This window comes from Pelistega sp. MC2 (genome assembly GCF_900099475.1).
GTDB lineage: Bacteria > Pseudomonadota > Gammaproteobacteria > Burkholderiales > Burkholderiaceae_B > Taylorella > Taylorella indica.
The window spans coordinates 297569-322200 of sequence record NZ_LT628274.1 but is presented as its reverse complement, the minus strand read 5'-3'; the positions used below and the strand labels follow the sequence as shown (position 1 = coordinate 322200).

Here is a 24632-nt window from a genome sequence, read left to right as displayed (position 1 = left end):
AACCGCCTCAGAATTTCCAAGGCGGTGCTGTTTAATCATTAGACTAGTCTATTTCTGTAGCACATTATGCTCAAAAGAGGCTCGTAGTGCTACTGCTAACTGTTGTCCTTTTTCCGTTTGTAAAAACAGCTCATCATTGAGTAGCTCCATTAACTTGATGTAGCTTGGGATTTCTTGACGTTTGCATTCATCCCAAAAATCCTTATTCATTGTGTTCTCCTGTTAAATAGCGGTATTGATCGGGTAGTTCGCAGTAGAGCATATAATTTTCCAATGAGATACCTAATGCCTGTAGTAACTGCTTGCCTTTATCACTTTCTAGGTAGGCTTTATTCTGTAAATGGGACAAAAGCGTTGGAACATCTTCAATTTTTTGGGCTTTTAGCTCTTCCCAAAAATCCAGTTTGTGTTTCATAATCATTGCTTAATTTCCTTATCTGACATAAACAAGCTCATAAACATTTCTAAAGTCCACATCACGCACCACGATAATATTTAATAGTGCGCCTTGGTTAACATAACCAGTTGGGGGTATATTAATCGTATTGCGTAATGCCTCTTCTGCCATGTTTTGCACATTTTCTTGCGTGTTTTCAAAACGGTAATCCTTATTGTCCACACGATTACTTGCTATGCCCATTACGTCATCAATCATACTCAGCATAATTGCGCCGCCAAAACGTTCCCAAAAGTGGGTATCCACCTGTGCTTCTTGACCTGCGGCACCCAAGGCGTCAGAACTTGGGCTACCAATTTCAATGCGTACGCCTTTGGGGGTTTCTACGGTATTCCACATTATAAAAATACGCGCCTGACCCTGAGTTAATCCTGCCGTTTGCTCACCGATAACTTCTGATCCTCGCTCAATCAAAAGTACTTTACCGTCGGCGCTGTAAACGTCCTTATTCACAATACAACGAGCAAAACCTGGTTGCGTCGTGATGATTTTACTGTGCAAAGTGCAAGCGATAGTTGTCCCCTTACGCAGTAAATAAGTTAAATCTGTGCGTTTTTGGGCAATCACAGACGGAGTAACCGTACGTGTCATCTTATCATTCAATGGGGATCCTGTTTCAGTCTCTGCACGTGGTTGGTCTTGCGATGCCTCTTTTGACTTCGATGTTAAATCAATAAGCACATTACCGCTCAAGCGGCGTACTTCATTCTCATCAATACTAGGCGTTTCTGGGGTTGTTGCTGGCAGTGCCTCAACTGTTGTTGAGGGTGGCTCTTGCTCTTCTTTGGGTTCGGGCTTTTGTTGATTCTGCACCATTTGCTGTCGTTGTTCTGACAACAGTCGGTTCATCTCTTCGGAGAAATTTGCTTTGGGTGCAGTATTAGCAATAAGATCTTGTTGTACTACCGCTGTCTCATCTTTTGTCTTAAAAGACAAAATTGATATGACTAACATTGCCAGAGCAATCAATATGCCGACAGAGATAAACAATATCCTAATTTTGCTTGTTGCTTTTTTTGACGAGCTAGCCAACGTTTCTCCTCTCTCTACGGATATATCGTTTACTTTTTGGTCTAACGTTGTATAGTCCGTCGTTGAATCAATCGTAGGCTCTTGCTTTTGTTGCTCTTTTTTTCTACCGAACATATTAATCATCTCCTGTAACTGTGGCTGGCTTAACTATGCGGACAGCGTTATCACTGCTTGTACCTGTATGATTAAAATAACCCTTACCATCAAATCCTCTATTATCAATGCCCAGCACATCATTGCCGAGACGCAAAATAAACGTTTTTGCTAATTCGTGTACTATGACTGTATAACCTTTAACGTGGTAATTTACCAACGATTCTGTGCCGTCTGGCATCACTTTATAAACGGATGGCAAATCCTTATTATTGTTAAATTCCAAATATGTAAAGCGACCATCGTCATACATAGCGGTTGGTGCAAGGACTTTGTCACCGTACCCCCAGTACTCTGTATTAGATTTATCTGCATGCACATGATTGCCGTCAAGGACGTTCTGTGCTTGTTGCTGTTTTGCTAGTTCAGCTTGTTGTTTCGCTTTGGCCGTGTCGGGGTAATAAAACCGTAGTACATAGGTATCTGCTTGACCGGCTTTTCCCTCCACTGACAACTGAAAAACATAAGTACGTTTATTCGTATTAACGATGAGATTGGTTTCTGGGTTATTAACGAGTGGCTTGAATAAAATATTATTGCCTTTAACGGCTAAATTCCAGGCCTGACTATCCCCCATCCCCAATAGGCCAGATTCTTCATCCAGGATTTCACCTTCCTCGAACTGCACTAATACTGCTCGACCTACTGCTGCTTTAATGTGATAAACCTGGCTAGGATTATAGGTGGCTGTTTGTATACGTGGATCAAGTTTAGACCCTTGCGGTACTATCAGCGCATTAGCTGTACTAACGCTCAATAAAAAAGCTGTCGCAATGGACAGCTTAGTCATCATATTCTTCATAATGTTATCCTTAGTTTTCACTTAGTGTTCAATATCTGTCGTGTAACTGGTGATTTTAAAGCCAAGAGGGTTTACTAATCGTTCCTCTTCTGGTACTGCTTGGTTTTGGTATTCGTAAGCAATAGTGGCAATAATCTTTTGAATAACAGGCTGTTTATTTAAATCACGTAAATCCTGTAACTTTCGCTCAAACCTTACTTGCGCAAGTTCACCGACATAACTAATAGATATAATCTTAATATCAACCCGATAGTCATTTTTAAATATCTTATAAGGAGCTTGCTCGCTCGAATAAAAGTTTTCTATCTGCTTACGTTCCTTGTTAGATGAGAATGCCATCGTCGTGTTGTAATTACTTTGTACTGTATTCCAATCATAGCTTTCTCTGAACATCACATAATTTCTAAGCCAATACCGATCCATTGCCTGTTCTTTAGCAATCTTTTGTTCTTTGAGTGCATAAACGATATCTGTTTGTCCTGTATTATTATCCACACGGATGACGTATGGCTCCACTGTTTTGAGCGGAGCTAGAAATGCAACGGCCGATATAGCAGCTAAAGTGGTAATAAGGCTTAAACCACATATACGCCAAGCTAGTTTATTATTGTGCTTTATTACATCAATTTTGGCGCTCTCAAACTCTTTAGCAGCGTTAATCATCTTTGTTGCGTCCATTGATGGGTTTGTTTTACTCATTTATATTTCCTTTATTAGTTAGAACAAGAGGGGAGGTAGGTTTTTCTATCTTTTTGGGGTTGATAGGGAAGGGGGCACCTGATGGCATTTTGGCAGGTTTGTGTGTTGAGCAAGCACTTAGCAATAAAGCGATAGCTATGGCGAATAAAGTTTTCATTTAAATACCTTTTGAAATAACTAAATTAGACAAAAATTTTAAAAATGATGGACAATAAAAAACCGCCTATAAGGCGGTTGGTAAATATTTTAGATCCCCAGTTGTGAATGCGAACCCATCCGAACAAGTACTACCGTATTTTTATCCGGTAACTCATATAGCAACACAAGATCAGGTCTTAGGTGACAATTTCTTAACCCTTTAAATTGACCTTTCATTGCATGGTCACAATATTTTTCTGCTAACGGTGTATCTGTACGCAGTAGGGTTAGAACGTTCGTAAACTCGTTCGAGTTTAGAAATAATCTATGTTCGCTGGATTTTTCTCGTTTAAAGTCTTTTTTAAAACGGGAAGTAAAAATTACCTCACGCATTTAAGTCTTCCATTAACGCATTTAGGTCAGAATAGCGTTTAGCTGATTTGTTTTCACGTGCTTCTTTGATAGCAAGCAGAGTTTCTTCACGAGGGGTACGGAATTTGACAGGAAAACTTTTTTCTTCAGCAATAGCGGTTAAAGTAATCCTGATAGCATCTGATAAGCTCATGCCAATGCTTTGTAACACAATAGAAGCATTTTCTTTAATGTCTGGGTTTACTCTTGCTTGAACGATAACACTTGCACTCATAGCTCACTCCTGTATGACAATGTATATACAAATAATATAACTTATTTAAACAAGAATCAAGAGGCATTCAAAAAATAAGTGATAAAAAACCGCCTTTGACATTTGAGGGCGGTTAATCTTTATAAATTGTTAGTTAATTAATTTTTTAGGGGGATGTTCTTTTTGCCATTCATCAATAATTTCCTGACAACCAGGAGGGAGTTCTAAATTAACTGCCTTTTTGTTATAACAACTATTATATTTTGCATATTTCTCTTTTAATTCCATTTGAGCTAATTGTTTTTTAGCCAATTCTTCCTGAGCACTTTTCTCGTCATTGCAAGCAGTCAATAGTCCTGTAGACATTAATAATAAGAGATATACAAATAACTTTTTCATAAATTGTTTCATGGAAAGGTGAGGTTCCCTACAAGGGTAACTCACTTGTTGTTAAGTATAAAACTACCAAAGCTGTAACTCTTCAAATGCACGCTTGTGGTATTCATAGCTGTATTTCATGAATAGACCAGCTAACATAACCCCCATACCTGCACTTACGTAAAAATTATCAATGCCTGCTGCACCAACAATACCACCAGCCATCATCATGGATAGCATACCTGTCAATCCACATCCCATAAGGATAGACATCCACTTGTGCAGAACGATCAGTTTCTTTGCAATAAGAAAGAAGGGCAATACCAACGCATAAGATAATCCAAGAGAAGCGTACCCAAACTTCTGTACTTCTTCTGGTGTCCCATGTGGATATTGTCCTACACCGAGTATTTTCAATGTAATAAAAGAGGTAATCCCAGCAAAGATTATGGCGTAAATGAAAGCATAAAACAAGAATAGCCATGAAGTATTTCTTTTACGCTCGTAATCAAATAGCTGCTTTTGTAGATTTAATTTGTCCACAATTATTTTCCTTTCTTGATTGCATTTAAAACTTTTAATGCAGGGTTTGCCATTGCAGCTAATTTTCTAACTCCACTTTCGGCTGTTGCACCTCCAGTGAGAGCGGCAACAATATTAGGTACATTCGTTGCAATAATTAAAGACAGTATAACAAAAACAGCAAAGAATACAACTATAAAAAATACGTCTGCAATACCACCTATCTCAGCTCCAACACTACTGCTTGATAATTGAGTTAACTTGCCTTTAATCCATGTTAATTGAATCGTGGATATAGCTGCAAACATGGCTACGGTTAAACAAAAATTCAAACATTGCCCAATCCAGTTCATCCCATATTGCCTGGTACTTGGAAACATCATACTCCCAAGAAAAATCGGTCCAAATAAGAGAACTAAAGCTAATGATAATTTGGTTACTAAATAGTAGAACCATAAAACAAAGAGATTAACAGATCCTAAAAAGCCGACCAATATCCCCCCCAGGATTGATACTAATGGTATTACAATTTCGGTAAATCCTATTTGCTCACTTCCCCAATTAATGAGAGACATCGCTATTTTAATTACAGTATCAAAACTGCTTCTAATAGCTGATTTATCTAAAGATGAACCAACAATAACACTAGCCAACTCGTCAGGAAATTGGTAAATTACTTTTGCTAATTCAGTATACATTTGTACATTAAATGCAAGAGCAGTAATTATTAGCAATCCAACTACTTGCTTAGTCATTGTTACAGCGACATCATCAAAACCACTTTTGTAGTATTGCGCTACCAAGAAAATCATATAAATTGATAATGCTATACCAAAGACAGGGGCGTATTCATAAGCCAGTGTTGCTGATTTATCAAACAACTCTGTCCCTAATGAGACTTTGAAGAGGTTATCTATGGCATTAACTAATTCCAATAGAAAATTCATAATGCTCTCCGATTAATTGCAATCTTTAAGAGGTAAACCTGCTGCTTTCCTGTCGTGACATACTACATTCTTAATATATTTTTTATGCTGTAGTTCCTTTTGTAACTCATATGCTCTTTGCATTTGATCTAGCTTAACCTGTTGATTAGAAATAGCAGTCTGTTCTGCTGCGATACGATTTTGCAAATCTGCGCTTGCTTTAATGTCTGTCGTAGTGTTAATTTTATTCGTTAGCTCTTCAATACGAGAAATACGTTGTTTTATGTCACTAAACGTTTGATCGGTACTATCTAGCATAGACAATAAGCCTTTTGTTCCTGCTTCAGGATCGAATTTGTCGTTTAATCGTGTGTTATTAGCTATATCTTGTGTTTTACTGTAAATCTCTTTCCAACTATCTGGGACATTATCAATGACGTTGCGTGCAATATTACCCATTCCACGTCCTCCTGTCATGGCGGATACTTGGTTTTTAAGTTCTGTAAGCTGCTTAATTTGGTTTTCGACTTGGTTTTTCATCTCAGCTATCTGTTTGACAAAATTAGCAGCATCTTGTGCAAGTGCTGCGCCATCAATGACAGGGATGCCTCCAGCCTTCGCAGTGGTAATTGCAAAAATACTAGAAATTACTAAAACAATATTTTTAAATTTCATCATGATAAAAGTTCCTATTTAGAGACATAAAAAAACCGCNAAAAAAATATTTTAAATTTTAATAATAAAAAAATTTCTTATTTAAAAAAAAAAAAAAACCGCCATAAGCATGCATCCTTGTGGCGGTTGGTTAAAAATTTGTGTTTTGGGCTGTTAATTATTCTTCTTAAGGCAGGGGGGCATTTTCCCATAAAAAAACCGCTTTGTTTAGCGGTTGTGGAATACTTTAGAGACTTATTTCTTATTCTTCAGGAGACTGATTTATTTCCTCATTATCTAGATTATAAATTTGCTCTTTAAATGCAGGAAGGGATAGCTCAATCGTTCTGTATACTATGTTATAGTCTACCTCAATGTAGCCATGTATCACTGAATTACGCATTTCATAAGCTGACCTAAGTGTTTGTGCTATTTCAGTATGATTTTCTAAAAATTGAGGATATTCTTTTCTGATATTATTACTAGCCTCCCCAATAATTTCAATATTACGAATAACGGCATCACATATCATGGGGTTAGCTAGAAATTCATCCAGACAACTTACATTTTGAGTGTAGTTCTCTATTTTCTCAATAGATTGTTTAATGTGAGAAAAATATTCTTGAACTGAAAATCTCTCTTTTTTCATAATGGAACTGCCATATCTAAAACTTTTTGTCTGAATTTCTCTGGCAATGCACGAGGAGTGGCAATATCCACTCTTATATTAAATTTTGTTTTGATCTGGTCCAACATTGTACCAATATCCATGTAAGTTAAATTTGGAGTTGGCTCAATTAAAATATCAAGATCGCTATCTTCAGTATCTTCCCCACGAGCTACAGAACCAAAAACACGAGGACACATGCCTTTATTATTCAAAATAAGCTGTCTGATTTCTTCACGGTGAGCATTAAGTACTTCAGAAGGTTTCATAATCTACTTCCTTAATATTTAATTAGTCTACATCATACCATGTAATCAAAAAAGCGTCACTCCCTCGCTAGGGATAGGTAAGGGAGTGACAAAAGACCACCTATGGAGAAAAGTGGTCTCAGGGAGGAAGAGGTTATGCTAATTTACGCTTAGCTTCCTTGGTTTCGTGTAATCTCTTTTTAAAAAGCGGATACCACACTTCTGGCAGAGCATCTTGCCCAACTTCCATCAACAATTCATCAAGCATTTCGTTATTGTTTGATGATCCTGACAATACTGCAATTTCATCTGAAAAACCGTACAAATCTAGTTTTGCAAAGGCACTTTGTTTGGATTGTTTAACTAAAAATGTGCGGCTATCCAATGATAGTTTAACTAGTTCATCAAACTCCTTGCGTGTCATACCGCATTTTTCGTATCTCCCTTCATATGTTGCGTCGGGGTTAGGTAGAAAAATTTTGGTAGGTGTCTGTTGAATGATGGCAGGAAAGATGTCGCTAGTAATGGCGTCCTCTGGTGATTGGCTAGTAAGTATCATCCAGCCACCAAGTTTACGGTCGGTTTTGAGGATTTTAAGCATCAACTCAGCTGTTTTTTTATAGCGAAGCGGAAACCAAAACTCCTCAACTACCGTACACAGAATGCTATTTTCTTTTGCTACACGTTCCATCATGAGTGTGCGCAGGTGGAATAAATACATTAACACTGGTTCGGTCGGCGGATAGTTATCTTGTAAAATATCTGTTAGGTCAAAACCAATCTTGGTAAAGTCATCAGGATTAAACTGATTGACAGGGTTATCTAGACACCAAGCAAAACGACCATCTTCACTTGCACACCATTTTTGTAAACGAGAACGAAGTGAGTTTTCTTTCTCATGTTCATGGGGAATGCTGTCTAACAACCTCGAAAAACGTCGATACTCAAAATCCACTGAAAAAACGGTGTCTACAGCAACTTTAATTTGTCGCTCCTCGTCCGCTGTTACTTTACCATTGACATCTTGGCCGCACGTCGCTACCAATGAATATAAAAACTCACGATTGACAGGCGTATCTGGCAACTGAAATGGATTTAACCCAGTAGGTTTACCGCTCTCAAGCGTAAAATAACTACCGCCAAGCGCTTGAATGAAGATGCGCATACCTGCGTCCAAATCTATCACAAATAGGTATGGATTAAAACGTGTCGTGAACGTAAGTAATGCTGTCTCTAGCGTAGTTTTACCCGTGCCTGTTGCTCCCAAAATCAGAGTATGTCCTGCGACTTTTTCGCCCAGGTTGTTTTCGTTTAGATTTGAAAAGTGAAAATTAAAGTCGTAAATTGTCCCAGATACTGTTACTAGTGGAATAACTGCCGTCCCATCTCCGATTGGATTGCCAAACTCTTTGCCCGTGGAGTAATTGTGCATGCCAAAAGAGGTCGCCAAGTTTTGAGTGGTTTTGGGGTAGCATCTAGGCTTAAGTTTGCTTCCTGGTATTTGTCCAAAATAAGTGGCTGGCGCTGATAATCCAGCTTTACTAAACCGATAGCCTCCGCAATTCAAAAAGCGGCTAACAGCTTTAGATCCATTTGCCGCTGCTAGCTGAGGTGTTTCACCGTATACAATGAGTACGCAATGATATTCCCCGAACATGAGTTCGCCTGCGGTTAATAAGCCTTTGCCGTATAAAAGCTCTTCTTGTTGGTGTGTTGCCTGATCTCCTACAGAGGCTAGGTTGTTCAACTGCCGCCCAATTTGTCCCTGAATATCAGAGTTATTCAAAAAAACAAGGCTTTGCGTTAGCGTAAACTCAAAAGGCAAGTTGAGTATATCAACTAATATCTTGGGGCGACTGATGCCGTAGTCTCTTAAATCATAGCTAACACAATATAGCGTCTCTGTTTGTGAGCGAATTTCGCAAATGTCCGTGCCAAAATGCAAGTCGCTAGAACCTAATATTTCGGAGATGGGAGTAAAAGTGACTGGTACTGGCTCTTGGTGGTGGTTAATAAGCGAAGCTAAAAACTCACACACCTCACTAAACATAACCCCTTGATTATTTTCATAAGTGGTGAGTAATTGAGGTGCATACGGCATTAGCCCATTTTGCATTAATGATATAAGCTCCCCAGCCTCTTTGATGCCCTCATCCAGACCTCCGTCTACTTTTAAAACAGCCGTGATATAAAACACGTTATTAAAATAAGGATCCCGCTGAAATCGGTCAATATATTTTTGCCCAAACTCTTTGGTAAAAATATTATCAAATTTATAATCACGATCAAAACTACGTCGTTGTCGTTTCAGTGTCGTCCATAGTCCAAGACGATTACCAGTTGTTTTACCAAGACTTGTAAACAACAAGTTAAGCTGTTGGAAGTGAGATTTAATATGCGCATCAGATAAGCTCTCAAACGGCATCCCATCCATTTTAAATACCCACATAACGTGACCGTCACAACTAATAATATTGGGGGTCACATGATAATTAATTTTTGGCAGATAACTTGCGTGGGACGGTTGTGTTTTCAGTAGTTTGTTGATAAAGTCGCTGATAATCATTTTTTTGTCTTCCATATTGGGCTGCTAGTACGGTATTAGTTCCCCAAAACGCTTTGGTATTTTTTCGCTTGAAGAAACACATTAGTTCGTACGCTAAAATATTGAGGGCTCGATCGTCAGTCTGTGAAATTGCTCTTAGCATAAAGACAAGTGGCAAGGCAACTGCAAAGACTAATAACGCTCCCAGTCCAATTGTTGCTAAACCAATTAATGCAATAAATGTTGAGACAACTCCAATTATGATTAGGGGCACCAATGGTACCCCCATAACCATAGCAGACCGAGCAAGTGCTCCAAAGGTAGGATATTCTTCTAGCTCGTTCATGCGTAACCTCTATCTGCTAGAATGTGAGACCTTGTCCAGATCCAAAAATCCATTTGGCGAGTGCTGGTGCAGCACCAAGCGCTAAAATCCAAGCGCATGTGGTAAACACCTCAGGCCATGTTTTCCGCTGCATCACACCTTCGGCGATTTGCCAAGCTAAGGCAATTGCTGCGACAACACCAAAAATAATCATAAGACCAGTTAAGATATTATTCATCATTGATGAAGCAGTAGATGCGAATGCAGCTTGAGCGTAGGTTGCATTAGTAAGGGTTGCCAGAATTAGGGCAATCATTGAGTCTTTGAGAGCTAGTTTTAATTTCATTTTCAAAATTCCATAAAAAAACCGCCGAGGTTTCCCAAGGCGGTTGGTTAAAAAGTAAGCGTCGATATAAGGTCTAGCTTTTAGCTAATCAGGTCATAGTGTTTCTCCTCTCGTTTTATCAATTAAAATCTCCAAAAGCATCCCATGTCGCTTTAGATTGATGAGACACGTTTACCGTACTAGGTTGTGTTTTGACTGGTTTATTAACGACCTTTGCCACAACTCTATCTGCAGATGGTGCATCAAGTGGTTTGGGGGCGGTGGGATTAATGGCAGGGATAGTGATTTTGGCATCGGGTGTATTTTGTAAACTGGCTGTTTTTACTCTATCCACATAAGGTGCTTGTCCTTTGAGGTCGTGTGTAAAACCAGTTTTAAAATTGCCGCTATAGTAGCAACTTAATGCCTTTTGTAAAGCATCTTGCTCACCGCCCGATGCTCGGTTATAACAATCCGATAAGATGTAACTAGCAGCAGCTAAATTGGCACATGGATCAAATACCGTTTTAAAATCCAAACCAAGTTTTGTTAGATTGTGTACATTAATTTGACCCAAGCCTAGGCTAAAGTTCTTCCCTTGCTCGGATAGTTTTTGTGCCACTAGTGTTGCTTCCTCCAGCGACGTGGGTTGCTTCACATAATCCCCCACTACGCCGATTGCATAAGGGTTGAAACTACTTTCTACTCGCACAAGTGCTTGTAGAGTGTCTGGGTGTACCTCTTTAGCGCATTGTTTAGCCAAATCGTTAAATAACACACTGTCTTGAGCATGGGCACTTTGCGCTGTTATTAACAAAGCACCTATTAGATATAGTTTTTTCATTGTCATTCATCATAAGAAGAAATTTAGAATGGAGGCAGCAAGTACCCCCAAAAGCAAATATTTCATTGTTTTAAACTCAGAAACTGCATCGTCAGGTTGGGCTTGTCCAATACCTGCTTTTTCTAATGCTAGATTAATAGCATCAACAATAGCCTTATCAATTTGTCCGACTGTTTTCCGACGTTGCTTTGAGTGTTCCACAATAATTTCAGCGATAAATTGCTTTTTGCGTTCCTCCATTTTTTCGGAGAACTCATATATATCTTTGAGCTTTTTATCCAAATCAAGCGTCACTCTTGTTAGGGCTGATTCATAATCAGTTAAAGCACTTTCAAAAATGTTTTTGTTGTAAAGTAATGCGTAGACAATAGGGTCATCCGCACCAATGGTGATACCAAATTCACCAAACATATATTTTTGAATGTCCGAAATATCTTGCCGGATAGTTTCCTTGTTTTCTGCTGCCTTCTCTTGCGTTTTGAGGCGATTGTTAAAGATAGATAGGATTTCAGTGATTTGCTTTTGTTGTTTATTATTTTCGGAGGCAATTTCAGACAGCCTTTCAAGTAATTCTTTCTCATTGAAAGAGACGTTCGTTTTTTCTTGAAGAGCATCTTTTGTTTGTGATTCAGTTTTCTCTTTGGGTTTAACACTCTTAACATCATTTATTAAATTATCAGCATCCTCTGGATAATCTTCATTACCCTCTGGATACCCATCAGTATCTACAGGATTAAGCTCATCGCTAAAGTCCTCATCATCTGAGAAATCTTCAGTTTCTTTTAATTGCTCATCATGCTCTTTCATGTTCATCCTCTTAATCTTTATTAATCAGAGTTTCTAAGCCGCTGCAACAGCTTGCGCCCTGATCTCGTCTTACCCAACTCTTCCATGCGGCGGTTGTACTTTTCCAGTGCAGTTTGATAATCTTTTTCTGTCACCCAATGCCCACCAGCCTTTGGAGAGCCCACATACTTAAGTCCAAGTTCGTAGCTCCATTGATGATTTGTGTAATTTCCACAGTATTTTGGTAGCGTTTGGGAAATTGCTGTTTTGGTCACCGTACGACAACTGGTATTATCAGAACGTCTGCCATAACCTGTATATTCACAAATAGTCTCTTTATAAGTGTAGGTGTTGTACTTATTGAGGTAGTCTGCATCACAGCGGCCAGCACCATGAGCAATGCTACTGATACGATCACTCATCCCCGGTTCTTGTCCTGCTGGGCATAAATTCAAAAAATTAAGTCGTGCTTCTACAGTATCCGACCAGTATTTATGATGGATACCAAAGTAACGATCTAAGCTGGGAGTACACTCTCCTGGTCGTACTCCGCTTGATAAACATAAAATAGCTTCACAAGCCAGTCTAGTATCACCTGTTAGCACATCTCCTGCGTATGCTGTTGGCACTGTAGTTGACATAAAAAAAGCTGCCACGAAGGACAGCCTAGTAGTGTGTTGGATTAAATATTTCATGTGTTATCTCCTTATTGATAGCCTTGTAAAGAGGTTATGTAACTCACTTCATGTATGAGTAAATTCGTTGTATAACTTATCAAGTTGTCCAAAAATATCTTTCTGGAAGGTCTTAAGTCTTTGTTTTGTCATGATGCCAAGATTGTTGCTTCGCATAATTTCGTCAAATGTCATTGCATCTGTTGTCATTGTTGATACGTCTTTTCCGAAAGTGTCTGGATTGTATTGTTTTAGATGTATCACACCTAAAATCTTATTTTTATGTTTTTTTATGATGTTCCATTCTTGTATTGGTTTTTCTTTTTCCACTGCTCCCCAGTAGTGGTTAGCCCAAATGATTACATTGTCCAGCATTTCTAGGACATCACTAAGATTACTAATAGTGTCTTGGTATGCTTGTGCTCCAACGATAGGTACATGTATATAAGACGATATTTTGTTTTCTTTCAAAAAAGAAATAGCATTATTTTCTTTCAGGTATGCCATCAATGGGACAAAAGTAGCGGCGCCATTATCAATAACAGCTACACCTTCTGCTGAGCCAATAATTTTTTCCATAAGTACATCAAATTTTGACGTATCAATATTTTTTTGAGACGTTAAAATATCAATAGGTTGTGTATGAAGGCCTGTATACCTACTAAATGTTTGATTTAGTGGGTCGGTATCAAAACAATGAACCTTTTCCTTCTTGCTTAATAAGAATTGAGCAAATAATGAGGCGATTAGACTTTTTCCAACGCCTCCTTTTCCCTGAAGAATCATATGAACTTCTTTCATGATAATGTCCTTTTTTATGAACGTTTTAGATAATAAGATAGTAATAAGGGGGATGATTTATTACAAAAAGTAAATCATCTGAAGAAAGGATATTTAGCTAATATTCTTTCTTTGTGAGCCATGTTTGGTTGGTAATATAGTATTTTTGACGGTACTTATGACGGTATAAAATGGGGGTTTTATATTGACTTTTTCAGTATTTTTTCATATAATTCAATGGATTATTTTGGTTTTTAGGAAACTACTGTCACTTATTAAATGGCACTGCTGTGCCTGAAAAATATAAAGATCACCCTCTAAAAGGTCAGTTTAAAGATTTCCGTGACTGCCATGTTAAGCCTGATTTAGTCTTAATTTATAAAGTAGAGGGCGATACAGTAGTGTTGTATCGATTAAATACGCATAGTGAATTGTTTAGCTAAAATAAAACCCACTCGGTGGACTGATACCTGAAATAAATTGCCCCCATAAGTAGGACACTACTTATAGGGGACACAGTTCACGGATGAGTGGGTTAATTCAAATGTAGTTAACGCTTAAACTATTTATTATCTATGATTTAGTTAATTTAACCTTAAACTTAAGCTTACTGCTTTTATAGTGTAAGCTGTAAGATTGATATTTGCTCTTACCTAGCTTACACTTGCACGCCTTAAGCAATCACAAAGCGTAAGATAAATAATAAAGCAATAATCACTGTCGCTGGGTGAATTTCACGGATACGACCAGTAAAGGTTTTTAAAATAACATAGCTGATAAAACCAAAGGCAATACCTTCTGCAATTGAGTATGTAAATGGCATCAAAATAACAGTAATAGCAGATGGAACTACATCTGTCATATCCTGCCAATTGACTTCTGTTAATTCACGTAACATAAGAATAGCGACATACACAAGTGCTGGTGCTGTTGCATAGGCTGGAACAATACCTGCCACTGGTGAGAAGAATAGTGCTAATAAAAAGAGTACACCAACCACAAGAGCCGTTAAGCCTGTACGACCACCAGCTTGCACACCAGCGGTACTTTCAACATAAGCAGTTGTACTACTTGTACCGATAAGAGAGCCAGCCAAAATAGCAATTGAGTCAGCGAATAAAGCTTTGCCTAAGCGATTAGGTTGACCAACAGGCATTAAGTTAGCGCGTTTTGCGACACCAATCATAGTACCAGTAGCATCAAAAATTTCTACTAGTACAAAAACAAGCACAACATTTAATAAGCCTTTTTCCCAGATACCCGCTAAATCAAGTTGTAAGAAAGTAGGGGCAACTGACGGTGGCATAGATAATATGCTATCAGGAGTGGTAGTGTGACCTGTGATAATAGATAAAATGGTAATACTTAAAATACCAATGAGAATCGCGCCTTTAACTCGTAGCACATCAAGTACCACGATAATAAAGAAGCCTAAAATAGCATAAAGTACAGAAGCTGATTTTAAATCGCCATGACTAGTGAGGGTAGCAGGGTTGTCCACTACCACGCCAGATGTTTGTAAACCGATAAAGGCTAAAAATAAACCAATACCTGCTACGATAGATGAGCGTAATGAAGCAGGAATGCCATCAATCAACCATTGACGAATACCAGTCGCCGTTAGAATCAAGAAAATAATACCTGAAATAAATACAGCTGCTAATGCTTGTTGCCATGTATAGCCTAAGGCACCAACTACAACAAAAGCGAAGAAGGCATTTAAGCCCATACCCGGAGCCATACCAATCGGCCAATTCGCCAAAAATGCCATAATAAAAGAACCTACAGCAGCTGCTAAGCAGGTGGCAACAAAAATAGCCCCCGAATCCATACCTGTAGTACCTAAAATTTTAGGATTAACAAAAATAATATAGGCCATTGTCAGGAAAGTTGTTAAACCCGCTAAAATTTCTGTACGGACATTGGTGCCGTGTTCTTTTAGCTTGAATAGCGATTCAAACATGATGGAAAAACTCCAGAAAGTGAGATAGTAAAAAAGAGACGGAAAAGAAATAGTAAAAAAATGTTATTTTACAGCTAAATGACACAAAATGTGTGGTTATTTCGGATAGGTGATGATGAGTTTAGCCTTGATTCTTAGTCTTGATCTTTCTCCTTGATCATTAACGATTGATGTTTTATGTTTAATGTGTATTTAGAAACGTGTATTTAGAAAAGTAGGCTCAATCAAGTATAATGCTTCGTTAGTGGTGTAGCAGTGGAATATAAGTGGGGTATTAGTGGCGTGTAAGTATCGCTGCGACGGTATTGGTATATTCTGTATTGATATATTTATCAATATGCTCAATAGTATTAATATGACTAGCCAACTAGCACGCCAACCACTAAATAGTTAGTGATTTAATAATGAATAGTAACTGATAATATAACCGCACTAGGCATTAGGCGTTAGACATTAGACATTAGACATTAGACATATTAATATTAATTAACTACTTATATTGAAAAACTAGGCACTAGCAAACTAGGAACTAAAACTAGGCACTAGCAAACTAACAAATTAGGCGTTAGTAAACTAGTAAACGAGAAGCTAGCAAACGAGAAAAGAGCACTTGGCAAACTAGCAAGCTAATACAACAGAAAATATACAACAGAAAAGATCAATCTAGGATTTAGGTAATGAAAATTTTAGGCATAGAAAGTTCATGTGATGAAACAGGTGTTGCAATTGTTGATACTACCAAAGGATTACTGTCTCATGCCTTACATAGTCAAATTGCGATGCATCAAGCTTATGGAGGAGTGGTCCCTGAATTGGCGTCCAGAGACCATATCCGACGTGTCATTCCACTGATTCATTCTGCACTCACTGAGGCAAAGCTTTCGCTCAATGATATTGATGCTGTTGCCTATACCGCTGGTCCTGGATTAGCAGGAGCGCTGTTAGTTGGCTCTTCCGTGGCGCAGGCGTTTGCATGGAGCCATCAGCTACCTGCTATTCCTATCCATCATTTAGAAGGGCATTTATTATCACCTATGTTGGCAGATCCTGTGCCAGAATTTCCTTTTGTCGCCTTATTGGTTTCAGGGGGGCATACCCAAATTATGCTTGTGAAGAAAGTAGGTGATTATGAGTTATTAGGCGAAACCTTGGATGATGCCGCTGGAGAAGCGTTTGACAAAACAGCCAAATTACTGGGTTTACCTTATCCCGGAGGTCCTCACCTAGCAAAATTGGCGCTAAAGGGAGATGCTAGTGTATATGAACTTCCTCGACCCATGAAGCATAGTGCCGATTTGGATTTTAGTTTCAGTGGCTTAAAAACAGCCGTATTGACCACATTACGCAAATTAGAAGCTCAGGGTGAAGTCACAGAGCAAGATAAAGCTAATCTAGCAGCGAGTGTTCAAGAAGCTATTGTGGATGTATTGGGGTTTAAGGCGATCAAAGCGATTAAGCAAACAGGTAGCAAGCGACTAGTTGTTGCTGGGGGAGTAGGGGCTAATTTGCAGTTGCGAGAGTTCCTACAGCAGCAAATACATAAATTAGGTGGTACAGTGTATTTCCCACCCTTACATCTCTGTACGGATAATGGCGCCATGATTGCACATGCTGCCAGTGCTCGAATTAAAGCAGGGTTAGTCAATCTCAGTGAAAAAAAATACGATACGAGTATCCAACCTCGTTGGGAATTAATTTGACTTGACTCATTTAAATATTAAAAATAGTAAAAAAAACAAATTAACAAAAATTAACAATTGTTGCAATGGATATTCTGTCAAAAGTAGGAATAATTTTGTTTTATTTGTTAATTTATTTGTTAAAATTAACAGCATAAATGCTATAGCGACAAAAGCTGTAGAGTAAAAATTATTTGAAGTTCTATAACAATTCCCGATAGCTTAACAGTTGTTAGAGAGGCAATATGAACAAAATTTATCGCAGTATTTACAATTCTAAAACACACACGTTTGTAGCAGTTTCAGAGCATACGAGTGCACGAGGCAAGAAAATCAGTAGCCAAGGAATAAATGGAGGCGCATCATTGGTTCAATTTGCTTTGACACCAGTAAGGTTTGCATTTACAGCACTGACGTCAACCTTATTATTGATGAGTGGACAAGTTCTTGCCGCGACAGGTACAACACCTACTTATACAGGTACGCCAACGGCACCAACTGATGGTACCACAGCAATTCCAACAACTACACCAACAACAACAACTGGTAATCTTTGTTATTTTGATAGTGGTAGTAAAAGTGTTATTTGTGGTGATAGCACGACAGGAACAGGCACAACAGGAACTTCTGCTGTAGCACTAGGTATAGGTGCAAATGCGACGGCAGCTGGTGCGGTAGCGGTTGGTTCTTCTGCTAAAGTAGAAAATCCGCAAGGTATCGCTATTGGTACCGATGCAAGAAGTTATTCTGAAATGTCTCCCGGTAATGGTGTTGGTGTTGCAATTGGTCTTAGATCCGCAGCAAGTAACGACAGTGTGGCTGTAGGTGCAGGTGCTAGTGCTACAGGGGGGGTACGGATAGTAATTACAAAGGCTATGCAACTGCAGTGGGGCGTCGTTCCGCTGCATCTGGTCGTGGAGCAGCCGCATTTGGTAATGGAGCTACGGCGGTGGGTATTGACTCTTTAGCAATGGGGACAGCAGCAGAAGCGGTAGGACGCCATAGCCAAGCAAGTGGATATTATTCTAAAGCTAGTGGAAATTATAGTATTGCTTCGGGTGACAATGCTAGTGCTAGTGGAAGTTCTAGTATTGCTTCGGGTCGCAAAGCTAGTGCAGTAGGCGTTTCATCCGTTGCATTGGGAGCAAATGCAACAGCACAGAATGAATCTGCTACGGCTGTTGGTGCGTTTTCAAAGGCAGAACAATTTAGTTCAACAGCGGTTGGTAAAGGAGCATGGGCTTTGTCTTATAATTCAACAGCAATAGGTAGCTTTGCTTCTACAGGCTCTGATGCTCAAAGTGCGGTGGCTTTGGGGGATAGTGCTGACGCTGGGGGTTCACAATCTATTGCTATCGGTAAAGACGCACAGGCTCTTGCACAAAATGCGATTTCCATTGGTACTGGTAATATTGTCAAAGGTGAAAACTCAGGTGCTATAGGAGATTCAAGCATTATTGATGCAGCGGATTCGTATTCTGTGGGTAATAACAATACGCTAGCGACAGGGCAAGATAATGTGTTTGCTTTTGGTAATAATATTACGCAAACGGCAAGTAACTCAGTAGCCTTAGGCTCAAATTCTGCGATTACATCAGGAGCAGCGATTGGTACAGCGGTTTTAGACTCAACGGGGACAGCGGGAGCGACGACCACGGTAGGTGCTACTGGTACAGTGACAAATGCGACAGTTAATGGTGTTACCTATGGTAGTTTTGCAGGTGCTACAGCGGTAGGTGCTGTGTCAGTAGGTGCAGCAGGAGCAGAGCGTCGTATTCAAAACGTGGCAGCAGGTGAGATTTCAGCTACATCAACTGATGCGATTAATGGTAGCCAATTATATGCGGTGGCATCATCGTTAATGACAACAACACCATCTACTCAACCATTAACGTTCAAAGGTGTAAATGGTGGAAGTGCATTATATTCTGGTGCTGAATATCAATATAATCCGAGTGGTACAAATCCATTTGATGTGACCTTTGAAGCAGGTGACGGACTAAAATTGGAAATGAGTGCAAATAATCAATTTAAGTTTTCTCTTGATCCGGATAGTGATTTGTATAAAAACTTAAAAGGTGCAAAAGGTGATACAGGAGCTGTAGGACCAGTTGGACCACAAGGCTTACCGGGTCAAGATGGTAAGAATGCCGTAGCGTCAGTGACTAATAATAACGATGGTACTCATACTATTTCGATTACTGATGGAAATGGTCAAGTGACCAAAACTATTGTCAAGGATGGTGCTGCAGGCAATGGTGGTGCTAGTAGCTTTACTGTTATTGGTGGCACTACGCTAAAACCTAATACAGCTACTCCGATTACTATTAACTCAGCAAATAATCAATTGCGTGTATTAGGTGGCTCAAATATAACCACACAAGTAAGTGGAAATAATACAGTAGAGGTATCTTTGAATGATGTGGTCTCTGTTCAAGAGGTGAATGCTAAAACAGTGAATGCATCCGAAGTAAATGTTGGGGCAGTGCAAATTAATAACCAAGGTATTAATGCTGGCGGACAACGTATCACTAATGTTGCTCCTGGCGTTGCGCCAACAGATGCTGTGAACGTTGGACAGCTAAATGCTTCTATGGGTAATATTCATAACAATATTAACCGTGTAGAGCGTAAAGCTAATGCAGGTTCTGCCGCTGCACTGGCAGCAGCTGGTTTACCTCAAGCGTATAGCCCAGGTAAGAGTATGGTGGCATTAGCTGGTAGTACGTTCCAAGGTCAAGCAGGCTATGCACTTGGGGCATCAAAAATTTCTGACAATGGTAAATGGGTCTTAAAAGGATCTGTTGTTGGTTCTAGCCGAGGTCAAGTAGGAGGTGTAGTTGGCGCTGGTTATCAATGGTAATTGATACAAACATTCCTATCGGCTACTAGCTTAAGATAATTATTGATTTCTTAAGCTAGTGCATGCACCAACGATTAAAAACTGACTAGTTAACGTATTAATTAGTCAGTTTTTTTATGCTCGTTAGTCTGAAGTGAAGTAGGTACTCAAAGTATATCTACTCCTGCTATGGTTTATTTATTTTTTCTTTTGACCAATTTTTGATTCTTTACCTATTAATAAGTTATGAATATTTTTTTTATGTTTATAAATTAAAAATAGACTAATAAAGGCAATGGCTACAAAGATTTCACTAGAGAATGAGGGAGAGGAAAAATTCAATGTTAAGTAAAGAAAAGGAGCACTAGCAGCAGCAACTAATGCCGCGAGAGAAGAGTATTTAAACAAAAGAGCCACTAATAGCCAGATGACTATCAAAATAAGCGCTAGGCTAGGATCTAGACCTAGTAAGACACCAATTCCAGTCGCAACACCTTTGCCACCCTTGAAACCCAGAAAAATAGAATACACATGTCCTAAAAAAGCCGCTACAGCAACTAAACTGATGGATAAATTATCTTGAACAAAAAATTGACTAGTTATAAATACAGCTAGCCAGCCTTTAAAGGCGTCGCCAATTAAAGTAAGTATGGCAGCTTTTTTATTGCCACTACGCAAAACATTGGTAGCACCGGGATTGCCCGATCCAAAATGTCGAGGGTCTTGAAGCCCAAATAAACGACTTACCAAGATAGCGAAAGGGATTGATCCCATCAAATAGGCGATGAAGATAGCAAAAACATAGGCAAGTATTAATGTTGGCGTTAATGACATAAGATGTTTATAGGTAATTTAAAAGAAGTCTCTATTATAGAAATAATGTCGGATTATTGACAAACCTTTTGTGTATTTTGCTGTGCAGTTTTTACTGATGAGAAAAACCTATGTACTGAAAATAGCTATATCCATAGTCTGATATTATTGCCAAATTTATTGTGCAAGATATGTTGATTGAAGAGTAAAAATTGGTTTGTTTTTAAGTGAAAAACTGAATCTGCGATAAGGTAAAGCTTTGCATTTTTTCACATTTTCATTCTGTCAAAATGAGGACTTTTCTTGTTTCTTGATGGGAAAAAAAGTTAAAATATCAGCTACGATTAAACAGATGGCGACGGCTAATGAAACCCAAGATTTTACTTTCTAATGATGATGGTTACTCTGCAAAAGGGATAGAATTACTCTATGAAAAGCTTTCTACATGGGCAGAGGTGACTGTTTTTGCTCCTGAGGTAAATCATAGTGGTGCTTCAAATTCACTCACAGTTAGTCGTCCATTAAATGTTAGACAAGCCACCAATGGGTTTTATTATGTCAATGGTACGCCGAGTGATTGCGTGCATATTGCCTTAACAGGTGTAATGCAGGAGTTGCCCGATTTAGTGGTTTCTGGTATCAATAATGGTGCTAATCTTTGTGAGGATACGCTTTATTCTGGTACAGTAGCCGCAGCGACAGAGGGTTTTCTATTTGGTATTCCCTCTATCGCATTTTCATTGACAGCACGTAATTGGCCGAATATTGAAGCGGCAGCAGACATTGCCAATGAAATAGTAAAATTTGCTTCGGCACATCCTCAAGAAAAGCCAACCTTATTAAATGTCAATATTCCTCCCTTACCTTATCATGAGTTTGATCAGATTCAAGTAACTCGACTAGGTAAACGTCACCCTAGTCAAGCGGTGATCCAAAGTACAAACCCTCATGGTGAGCCTATTTATTGGATTGGTCCTGTGGGTGAGGTATTGGATGGTGCTGATGATACGGATATTGCAGCAATTGCTCAAGGAAAGGTATCAATTACGCCATTACGTCTTGATTTAACGCACTTTGATCAGCTAAATCAAATAGAAAAATGGATCAAAGGAAATGTATAAAAAAAATAAAATAACCGCAAGTAATAGTAATACTCGTATTGTGACGCCTTCCAAAGTGTCAAAGGCTATTAGTGCGACAATGTCAGGTCCTTTATCAAAAGCGTCTGACAAACGTATTGTGAAGAAATATAGTAATACCAAACTTATGACGGGTAATCGTTTGCTTGGTCCTATACCGTCAGATACGCTAAAACAGCAAATTAATACGGTGTTATCGCGTAACTCTGGTATGAATTCAGATCAGCAAAGAATTAATATGGTTGCTCGTTTAAGGACGCAATTTAATATCACTGATGAACGTGTGTTACGTGCAATGGTGAGGGTTCAGCGACAGTTCTTTATGGATCAGGGGACAGCAATTAGAGCTTATGAAGATGAAGCGTTACCAATTGGTTACGGACAAACCATTTCTAAGCCATCTGTTGTCGCAAGAATGATATCATTACTAATTAAAGATAAAACTTTATCGGGTAAGGTTTTAGAAATTGGCTCAGGCTGTGGTTATCAAGCAGCGATTTTGGCGTGTATTTTCAAAGAAGTTTACTCAATAGAGCGAATTAACGGATTACATGAATTAGCTAAGCATAATTTAGCCAAGTTTATAGATATGCCTAAGGTGCATTTAGTCTTAGGTGATGGGATGCTGGGGCTACCAGATGTAGCGCCATTTGATTCTATTATTATTGCAGCGGCAGGTTTACAAATACCTAAAGCGTTATTATTACAGTTAAGTATTGGTGGACGCTTGATCGCTCCGGAAGGTGAGCGAGAACAGAAATTGGTTTTAGTTGAGCGTAAGGGACTTCAAGAATGGTCTCGTACAGAGCTAGAGCAAACACGTTTTGTTCCCCTAAAGACAGGGATTCAGGCCTAAGCTTTTGATTACTTAGGATAATGTATAAGTTTTTACAGAAAGGTTTTAAAAAGTATGTTTAAAAAATCAAAGATTTTGGGTTTGACGCTAATTACTGTTGTATTAGCAGGTTGTGCAGGTTCAGGTAACAAAGCACCTATTTCAACGATTGGTAGCGGATCTTCAGGTGGATCATCTGCTGTGTCTGGCAATGGTATACACGTCGTACAACGTGGTGATACGATGTATAGTATTGCACGTCGTTATAATGTGCCTGTTAGTCGTTTGCTCAGTATGAATAATCTTTCAAATCCATCTCAAATTGAAGTGGGTCAACGGATTCGAGTGGGTGTAGGATCAGGTTTATCGGGAGGCAGTAGCGCTGTAACTCAACCTAAAGATTCTTCTTATGCGAATGTGACTCCACCTAAAGCCGCCGATGCCTCTGCGATTTCGTGGACATGGCCGCACAAAGGCAATATTATCTCTTCTTATTCAGAAAGCACTCGTGGGATTGATATTGCAGGTAATCTTGGTGATCCAGTTAAAGCAGCAGCATCGGGTACAGTATCTTATGTAGGTAATGGTTTAAGAGGCTTAGGCAATCTTGTCTTGATTACTCATAGCAATGGTTTTATTTCTGCCTATGCACATAATCAACGTCTGTTAGTGAAACAAAATCAGCGTGTTAGTGCAGGGGATAAGATTGCTGAGTTAGGTCAATCAGATACAACATCACCTCGCCTACATTTCGAAATTCGTCGAAATGGTACGCCAGTTAATCCAGTTTCTTATTTGCCTCGCTAATCAAGCGTAGCTAGTAGTGATAGGTAAGTTTATGATTCCTCATCTCGTTTTCGACTTAGAGACTATTCCTGATGTTGAGGGTTTGCGGGCGCTGTATGAACCCGCAGAATCGCTTAGTGATGCTGAGTTTATTGCACAGGTTTTAGCAGAGCGCAAAGAGAAAACGGGAACGGAATTTTTACCTCATCACCTACAAAAAATAGCTGTTATCGGCTGTGTGTTTAGAGATGATAACGGCTTTAGAGTTAAAACGCTTGGCGATGATGAGGCAGATGAAGCAAAAATGATTCGCCAGTTTTTTAAAACAATTGATGTCTATAAACCGCAAATTATCAGTTGGAATGGTAGTGGTTTTGATTGGCCAGTCCTACATTATCGTAGTTTAATTCATGGGGTAAGTTCTCTAGCCTATTGGGATACCGGTGAAGAGGATAGGGACTTTAAATATAATAATTACCTCAGTCGTTACCATACCCGGCATACAGATTTAATGGATGTGCTCGCTGGCTATTCTGGGCGAGCTAATGCACCCCTTGACCAATTAGCGAAACTTTGTGGATTTCCCGGTAAGTTAGGCATGGATGGTTCACAGGTATGGACAGCATGGCAAGATGGGCGTGCTGATGAGGTGCGCGCCTATTGTGAAACGGATGTGGTTAATACTTGGTTAATGTATTGCCGTTTCCGTTTGATTAAGCAAGATCTAGATGAACAGGCATATCAGCAAGAAATTGAGCTGGTTCGTGAAACCTTGACTCAACTTGATAAACCGCATTGGCAAGAGTATTTAAGCCATTGGAAATAGCACAGAGCAAGTAAGCATTTTATTCATTCTTTTATCGTTACTCATATTGTTATCTCAAAAACAAGCATGATCTGGAGTAGCAGGTCTTTCCTTAACTCTCTATTACGATAACAATCGTTCTATATGAAAGATAATGTAATAAGTGGGTTTTAAGAGGAAATAGTTTTGA

At 39.0% G+C, this 24632-nt stretch carries 30 protein-coding genes and 1 pseudogene; 8 read left to right on the top strand and 23 right to left on the bottom strand.

Annotated elements, in window-relative coordinates; all coding sequences use genetic code 11:
• Positions 1-48: 48 nt before the first annotated feature.
• From BQ4443_RS12385 to BQ4443_RS03225, 21 genes are all read right to left on the bottom strand, one after another.
• Positions 49-210 carry a hypothetical protein gene (locus tag BQ4443_RS12385; protein ID WP_176752446.1) on the bottom strand — a complete coding sequence of 54 codons (162 nt, stop codon included), beginning with the start codon at positions 208-210 and terminating at the stop codon, positions 49-51.
• A complete protein-coding gene (locus BQ4443_RS03315) occupies positions 203-415 on the bottom strand; it encodes a hypothetical protein (RefSeq protein ID WP_143000536.1) in 213 nt (70 codons plus the stop codon). The genes BQ4443_RS12385 and BQ4443_RS03315 overlap by 8 nt, the downstream gene beginning before the upstream one ends.
• 18 nt (positions 416-433) lie before the next feature.
• On the bottom strand, positions 434-1603 hold the full coding sequence (gene virB10 / locus BQ4443_RS03310) for a type IV secretion system protein VirB10 (protein ID WP_071058038.1): 1170 nt from the start codon (positions 1601-1603) through the stop codon (positions 434-436).
• 1 nt (position 1604) lies between these two features.
• The gene (gene virB9 / locus BQ4443_RS03305; protein ID WP_256330863.1) at positions 1605-2444 is read right to left on the bottom strand and encodes a P-type conjugative transfer protein VirB9; all 840 of its coding nucleotides are present in this window, start codon (positions 2442-2444) and stop codon (positions 1605-1607) included.
• A gap of 21 nt (positions 2445-2465) precedes the next feature.
• The gene (locus BQ4443_RS03300; protein WP_071058037.1) at positions 2466-3143 is read right to left on the bottom strand and encodes a VirB8 family type IV secretion system protein; all 678 of its coding nucleotides are present in this window, start codon (positions 3141-3143) and stop codon (positions 2466-2468) included.
• Positions 3136-3300 (bottom strand): putative periplasmic lipoprotein, encoded by a 165-nt coding sequence (locus tag BQ4443_RS12380; protein ID WP_176752445.1) that lies wholly within the window; start codon positions 3298-3300, stop codon positions 3136-3138. Before BQ4443_RS12380 ends, BQ4443_RS03300 begins: the two co-directional genes overlap by 8 nt.
• An 89-nt stretch (positions 3301-3389) precedes the next feature.
• Positions 3390-3674 carry a type II toxin-antitoxin system RelE/ParE family toxin gene (locus BQ4443_RS12735; protein ID WP_071058036.1) on the bottom strand — a complete coding sequence of 95 codons (285 nt, stop codon included), beginning with the start codon at positions 3672-3674 and terminating at the stop codon, positions 3390-3392.
• A complete protein-coding gene (locus BQ4443_RS03290; protein WP_071058035.1) occupies positions 3667-3927 on the bottom strand; it encodes a type II toxin-antitoxin system RelB/DinJ family antitoxin in 261 nt (86 codons plus the stop codon). The genes BQ4443_RS12735 and BQ4443_RS03290 overlap by 8 nt, the downstream gene beginning before the upstream one ends.
• 129 nt (positions 3928-4056) lie before the next feature.
• A complete protein-coding gene (locus BQ4443_RS03285) occupies positions 4057-4317 on the bottom strand; it encodes a hypothetical protein (protein ID WP_071058034.1) in 261 nt (86 codons plus the stop codon).
• A gap of 51 nt (positions 4318-4368) precedes the next feature.
• Positions 4369-4827, bottom strand: coding sequence for a hypothetical protein (locus BQ4443_RS03280; protein ID WP_071058033.1), 459 nt, complete (start codon positions 4825-4827; stop codon positions 4369-4371).
• A gap of 2 nt (positions 4828-4829) precedes the next feature.
• Positions 4830-5753: a TrbL/VirB6 family protein gene (locus BQ4443_RS03275; protein ID WP_071058032.1), complete on the bottom strand. Its 924-nt coding sequence runs from the start codon at positions 5751-5753 to the stop codon at positions 4830-4832.
• A gap of 12 nt (positions 5754-5765) precedes the next feature.
• On the bottom strand, positions 5766-6410 hold the full coding sequence (locus tag BQ4443_RS03270) for a TrbJ/VirB5 family protein (RefSeq protein WP_256330861.1): 645 nt from the start codon (positions 6408-6410) through the stop codon (positions 5766-5768).
• A 238-nt stretch (positions 6411-6648) separates the two neighbouring features.
• A complete protein-coding gene (locus tag BQ4443_RS03265; protein ID WP_071058031.1) occupies positions 6649-7035 on the bottom strand; it encodes a HepT-like ribonuclease domain-containing protein in 387 nt (128 codons plus the stop codon).
• Positions 7032-7322: a nucleotidyltransferase family protein gene (locus BQ4443_RS03260; RefSeq protein ID WP_071058030.1), complete on the bottom strand. Its 291-nt coding sequence runs from the start codon at positions 7320-7322 to the stop codon at positions 7032-7034. The genes BQ4443_RS03265 and BQ4443_RS03260 overlap by 4 nt, the downstream gene beginning before the upstream one ends.
• 133 nt (positions 7323-7455) lie before the next feature.
• A complete protein-coding gene (locus BQ4443_RS03255; RefSeq protein WP_256330860.1) occupies positions 7456-9750 on the bottom strand; it encodes a VirB4 family type IV secretion/conjugal transfer ATPase in 2295 nt (764 codons plus the stop codon).
• 43 nt (positions 9751-9793) lie between these two features.
• On the bottom strand, positions 9794-10192 hold the full coding sequence (locus tag BQ4443_RS03250) for a VirB3 family type IV secretion system protein (RefSeq protein ID WP_071058028.1): 399 nt from the start codon (positions 10190-10192) through the stop codon (positions 9794-9796).
• 16 nt (positions 10193-10208) lie between these two features.
• Entirely contained in the window at positions 10209-10517 is a 309-nt protein-coding gene (locus BQ4443_RS03245; protein WP_071058027.1) for a hypothetical protein, read from the bottom strand.
• Positions 10518-10635: 118 nt separating this feature from the next.
• On the bottom strand, positions 10636-11340 hold the full coding sequence (locus BQ4443_RS03240) for a lytic transglycosylase domain-containing protein (RefSeq protein ID WP_071058026.1): 705 nt from the start codon (positions 11338-11340) through the stop codon (positions 10636-10638).
• A 9-nt stretch (positions 11341-11349) separates the two neighbouring features.
• The gene (locus BQ4443_RS03235) at positions 11350-12147 is read right to left on the bottom strand and encodes a hypothetical protein (RefSeq protein WP_071058025.1); all 798 of its coding nucleotides are present in this window, start codon (positions 12145-12147) and stop codon (positions 11350-11352) included.
• A gap of 20 nt (positions 12148-12167) precedes the next feature.
• A complete protein-coding gene (locus BQ4443_RS03230) occupies positions 12168-12821 on the bottom strand; it encodes a TrbM/KikA/MpfK family conjugal transfer protein (RefSeq protein ID WP_071058024.1) in 654 nt (217 codons plus the stop codon).
• Positions 12822-12869: 48 nt separating this feature from the next.
• Positions 12870-13601: a nucleotide-binding protein gene (locus BQ4443_RS03225; protein WP_071058023.1), complete on the bottom strand. Its 732-nt coding sequence runs from the start codon at positions 13599-13601 to the stop codon at positions 12870-12872.
• Between the two features lie 260 nt (positions 13602-13861).
• On the opposite strand from BQ4443_RS03225, the pseudogene BQ4443_RS12115 reads away from it, so the two are divergent.
• Positions 13862-14023: pseudogene (locus BQ4443_RS12115) on the top strand (type II toxin-antitoxin system YafQ family toxin); the annotation flags it as partial.
• Positions 14024-14253: 230 nt separating this feature from the next.
• Here BQ4443_RS12115 and BQ4443_RS03220 read toward each other — a convergent pair.
• Entirely contained in the window at positions 14254-15543 is a 1290-nt protein-coding gene (locus tag BQ4443_RS03220) for an NCS2 family permease (RefSeq protein ID WP_023952209.1), read from the bottom strand.
• 677 nt (positions 15544-16220) lie between these two features.
• On the opposite strand from BQ4443_RS03220, the gene tsaD reads away from it, so the two are divergent.
• The 3 genes from tsaD (at position 16221) to BQ4443_RS03205 (ending at position 20085) form a co-directional block, all read left to right on the top strand.
• On the top strand, positions 16221-17243 hold the full coding sequence (tsaD, locus tag BQ4443_RS03215) for a tRNA (adenosine(37)-N6)-threonylcarbamoyltransferase complex transferase subunit TsaD (RefSeq protein ID WP_071058022.1): 1023 nt from the start codon (positions 16221-16223) through the stop codon (positions 17241-17243).
• A 224-nt stretch (positions 17244-17467) separates the two neighbouring features.
• On the top strand, positions 17468-18190 hold the full coding sequence (locus BQ4443_RS03210) for an ESPR domain-containing protein (protein WP_071058021.1): 723 nt from the start codon (positions 17468-17470) through the stop codon (positions 18188-18190).
• A complete protein-coding gene (locus BQ4443_RS03205; RefSeq protein ID WP_143000535.1) occupies positions 18109-20085 on the top strand; it encodes a YadA family autotransporter adhesin in 1977 nt (658 codons plus the stop codon). The genes BQ4443_RS03210 and BQ4443_RS03205 overlap by 82 nt, the downstream gene beginning before the upstream one ends.
• 177 nt (positions 20086-20262) lie before the next feature.
• Here the strand turns inward: BQ4443_RS03205 and plsY are convergent, their stop codons facing one another.
• Positions 20263-20898: a glycerol-3-phosphate 1-O-acyltransferase PlsY gene (gene plsY / locus BQ4443_RS03200; protein WP_071058019.1), complete on the bottom strand. Its 636-nt coding sequence runs from the start codon at positions 20896-20898 to the stop codon at positions 20263-20265.
• Positions 20899-21242: 344 nt separating this feature from the next.
• On the opposite strand from plsY, the gene surE reads away from it, so the two are divergent.
• The 4 genes from surE to BQ4443_RS03180 are packed head-to-tail and all read left to right on the top strand — an operon-like array spanning position 21243 to position 24463.
• Positions 21243-21998, top strand: coding sequence for a 5'/3'-nucleotidase SurE (gene surE, locus BQ4443_RS03195; protein ID WP_071058018.1), 756 nt, complete (start codon positions 21243-21245; stop codon positions 21996-21998).
• The gene (locus BQ4443_RS03190) at positions 21991-22872 is read left to right on the top strand and encodes a protein-L-isoaspartate(D-aspartate) O-methyltransferase (RefSeq protein ID WP_371128773.1); all 882 of its coding nucleotides are present in this window, start codon (positions 21991-21993) and stop codon (positions 22870-22872) included. The genes surE and BQ4443_RS03190 overlap by 8 nt, the downstream gene beginning before the upstream one ends.
• Before the next feature lie 54 nt (positions 22873-22926).
• Positions 22927-23658, top strand: a complete 732-nt coding sequence (locus tag BQ4443_RS03185) for a peptidoglycan DD-metalloendopeptidase family protein (protein ID WP_071058017.1) — start codon at positions 22927-22929, stop codon at positions 23656-23658.
• Between the two features lie 31 nt (positions 23659-23689).
• Positions 23690-24463: a 3'-5' exonuclease gene (locus BQ4443_RS03180; protein ID WP_071058016.1), complete on the top strand. Its 774-nt coding sequence runs from the start codon at positions 23690-23692 to the stop codon at positions 24461-24463.
• Positions 24464-24632: the final 169 nt, after the last annotated feature.

Coding starts and splice junctions, on each gene's coding strand:
- BQ4443_RS03190 (WP_371128773.1), top strand. CDS start 21,991: ATGTATAAAAAAAATAAAATAACCGCAAGTAATAGTAATACTCGTATT.
- virB10 (WP_071058038.1), bottom strand. CDS start 1,603: ATGTTCGGTAGAAAAAAAGAGCAACAAAAGCAAGAGCCTACGATTGAT.
- BQ4443_RS12735 (WP_071058036.1), bottom strand. CDS start 3,674: ATGCGTGAGGTAATTTTTACTTCCCGTTTTAAAAAAGACTTTAAACGA.
- BQ4443_RS03265 (WP_071058031.1), bottom strand. CDS start 7,035: ATGAAAAAAGAGAGATTTTCAGTTCAAGAATATTTTTCTCACATTAAA.
- BQ4443_RS03225 (WP_071058023.1), bottom strand. CDS start 13,601: ATGAAAGAAGTTCATATGATTCTTCAGGGAAAAGGAGGCGTTGGAAAA.
- BQ4443_RS03235 (WP_071058025.1), bottom strand. CDS start 12,147: ATGAAAGAGCATGATGAGCAATTAAAAGAAACTGAAGATTTCTCAGAT.
- BQ4443_RS03260 (WP_071058030.1), bottom strand. CDS start 7,322: ATGAAACCTTCTGAAGTACTTAATGCTCACCGTGAAGAAATCAGACAG.
- BQ4443_RS12380 (WP_176752445.1), bottom strand. CDS start 3,300: ATGAAAACTTTATTCGCCATAGCTATCGCTTTATTGCTAAGTGCTTGC.
- surE (WP_071058018.1), top strand. CDS start 21,243: ATGAAACCCAAGATTTTACTTTCTAATGATGATGGTTACTCTGCAAAA.
- BQ4443_RS03185 (WP_071058017.1), top strand. CDS start 22,927: ATGTTTAAAAAATCAAAGATTTTGGGTTTGACGCTAATTACTGTTGTA.
- BQ4443_RS03290 (WP_071058035.1), bottom strand. CDS start 3,927: ATGAGTGCAAGTGTTATCGTTCAAGCAAGAGTAAACCCAGACATTAAA.
- BQ4443_RS03300 (WP_071058037.1), bottom strand. CDS start 3,143: ATGAGTAAAACAAACCCATCAATGGACGCAACAAAGATGATTAACGCT.
- BQ4443_RS03255 (WP_256330860.1), bottom strand. CDS start 9,750: ATGTGGGTATTTAAAATGGATGGGATGCCGTTTGAGAGCTTATCTGAT.
- virB9 (WP_256330863.1), bottom strand. CDS start 2,444: ATGAAGAATATGATGACTAAGCTGTCCATTGCGACAGCTTTTTTATTG.
- BQ4443_RS03180 (WP_071058016.1), top strand. CDS start 23,690: ATGATTCCTCATCTCGTTTTCGACTTAGAGACTATTCCTGATGTTGAG.
- BQ4443_RS03270 (WP_256330861.1), bottom strand. CDS start 6,410: ATGATGAAATTTAAAAATATTGTTTTAGTAATTTCTAGTATTTTTGCA.
- BQ4443_RS03285 (WP_071058034.1), bottom strand. CDS start 4,317: ATGAAACAATTTATGAAAAAGTTATTTGTATATCTCTTATTATTAATG.
- BQ4443_RS03315 (WP_143000536.1), bottom strand. CDS start 415: ATGAAACACAAACTGGATTTTTGGGAAGAGCTAAAAGCCCAAAAAATT.
- BQ4443_RS12385 (WP_176752446.1), bottom strand. CDS start 210: ATGAATAAGGATTTTTGGGATGAATGCAAACGTCAAGAAATCCCAAGC.
- BQ4443_RS03275 (WP_071058032.1), bottom strand. CDS start 5,753: ATGAATTTTCTATTGGAATTAGTTAATGCCATAGATAACCTCTTCAAA.
- BQ4443_RS03245 (WP_071058027.1), bottom strand. CDS start 10,517: ATGAAATTAAAACTAGCTCTCAAAGACTCAATGATTGCCCTAATTCTG.
- BQ4443_RS03230 (WP_071058024.1), bottom strand. CDS start 12,821: ATGAAATATTTAATCCAACACACTACTAGGCTGTCCTTCGTGGCAGCT.
- BQ4443_RS03210 (WP_071058021.1), top strand. CDS start 17,468: ATGAACAAAATTTATCGCAGTATTTACAATTCTAAAACACACACGTTT.
- BQ4443_RS03240 (WP_071058026.1), bottom strand. CDS start 11,340: ATGAAAAAACTATATCTAATAGGTGCTTTGTTAATAACAGCGCAAAGT.
- BQ4443_RS03250 (WP_071058028.1), bottom strand. CDS start 10,192: ATGAACGAGCTAGAAGAATATCCTACCTTTGGAGCACTTGCTCGGTCT.
- BQ4443_RS03220 (WP_023952209.1), bottom strand. CDS start 15,543: ATGTTTGAATCGCTATTCAAGCTAAAAGAACACGGCACCAATGTCCGT.
- plsY (WP_071058019.1), bottom strand. CDS start 20,898: ATGTCATTAACGCCAACATTAATACTTGCCTATGTTTTTGCTATCTTC.
- tsaD (WP_071058022.1), top strand. CDS start 16,221: ATGAAAATTTTAGGCATAGAAAGTTCATGTGATGAAACAGGTGTTGCA.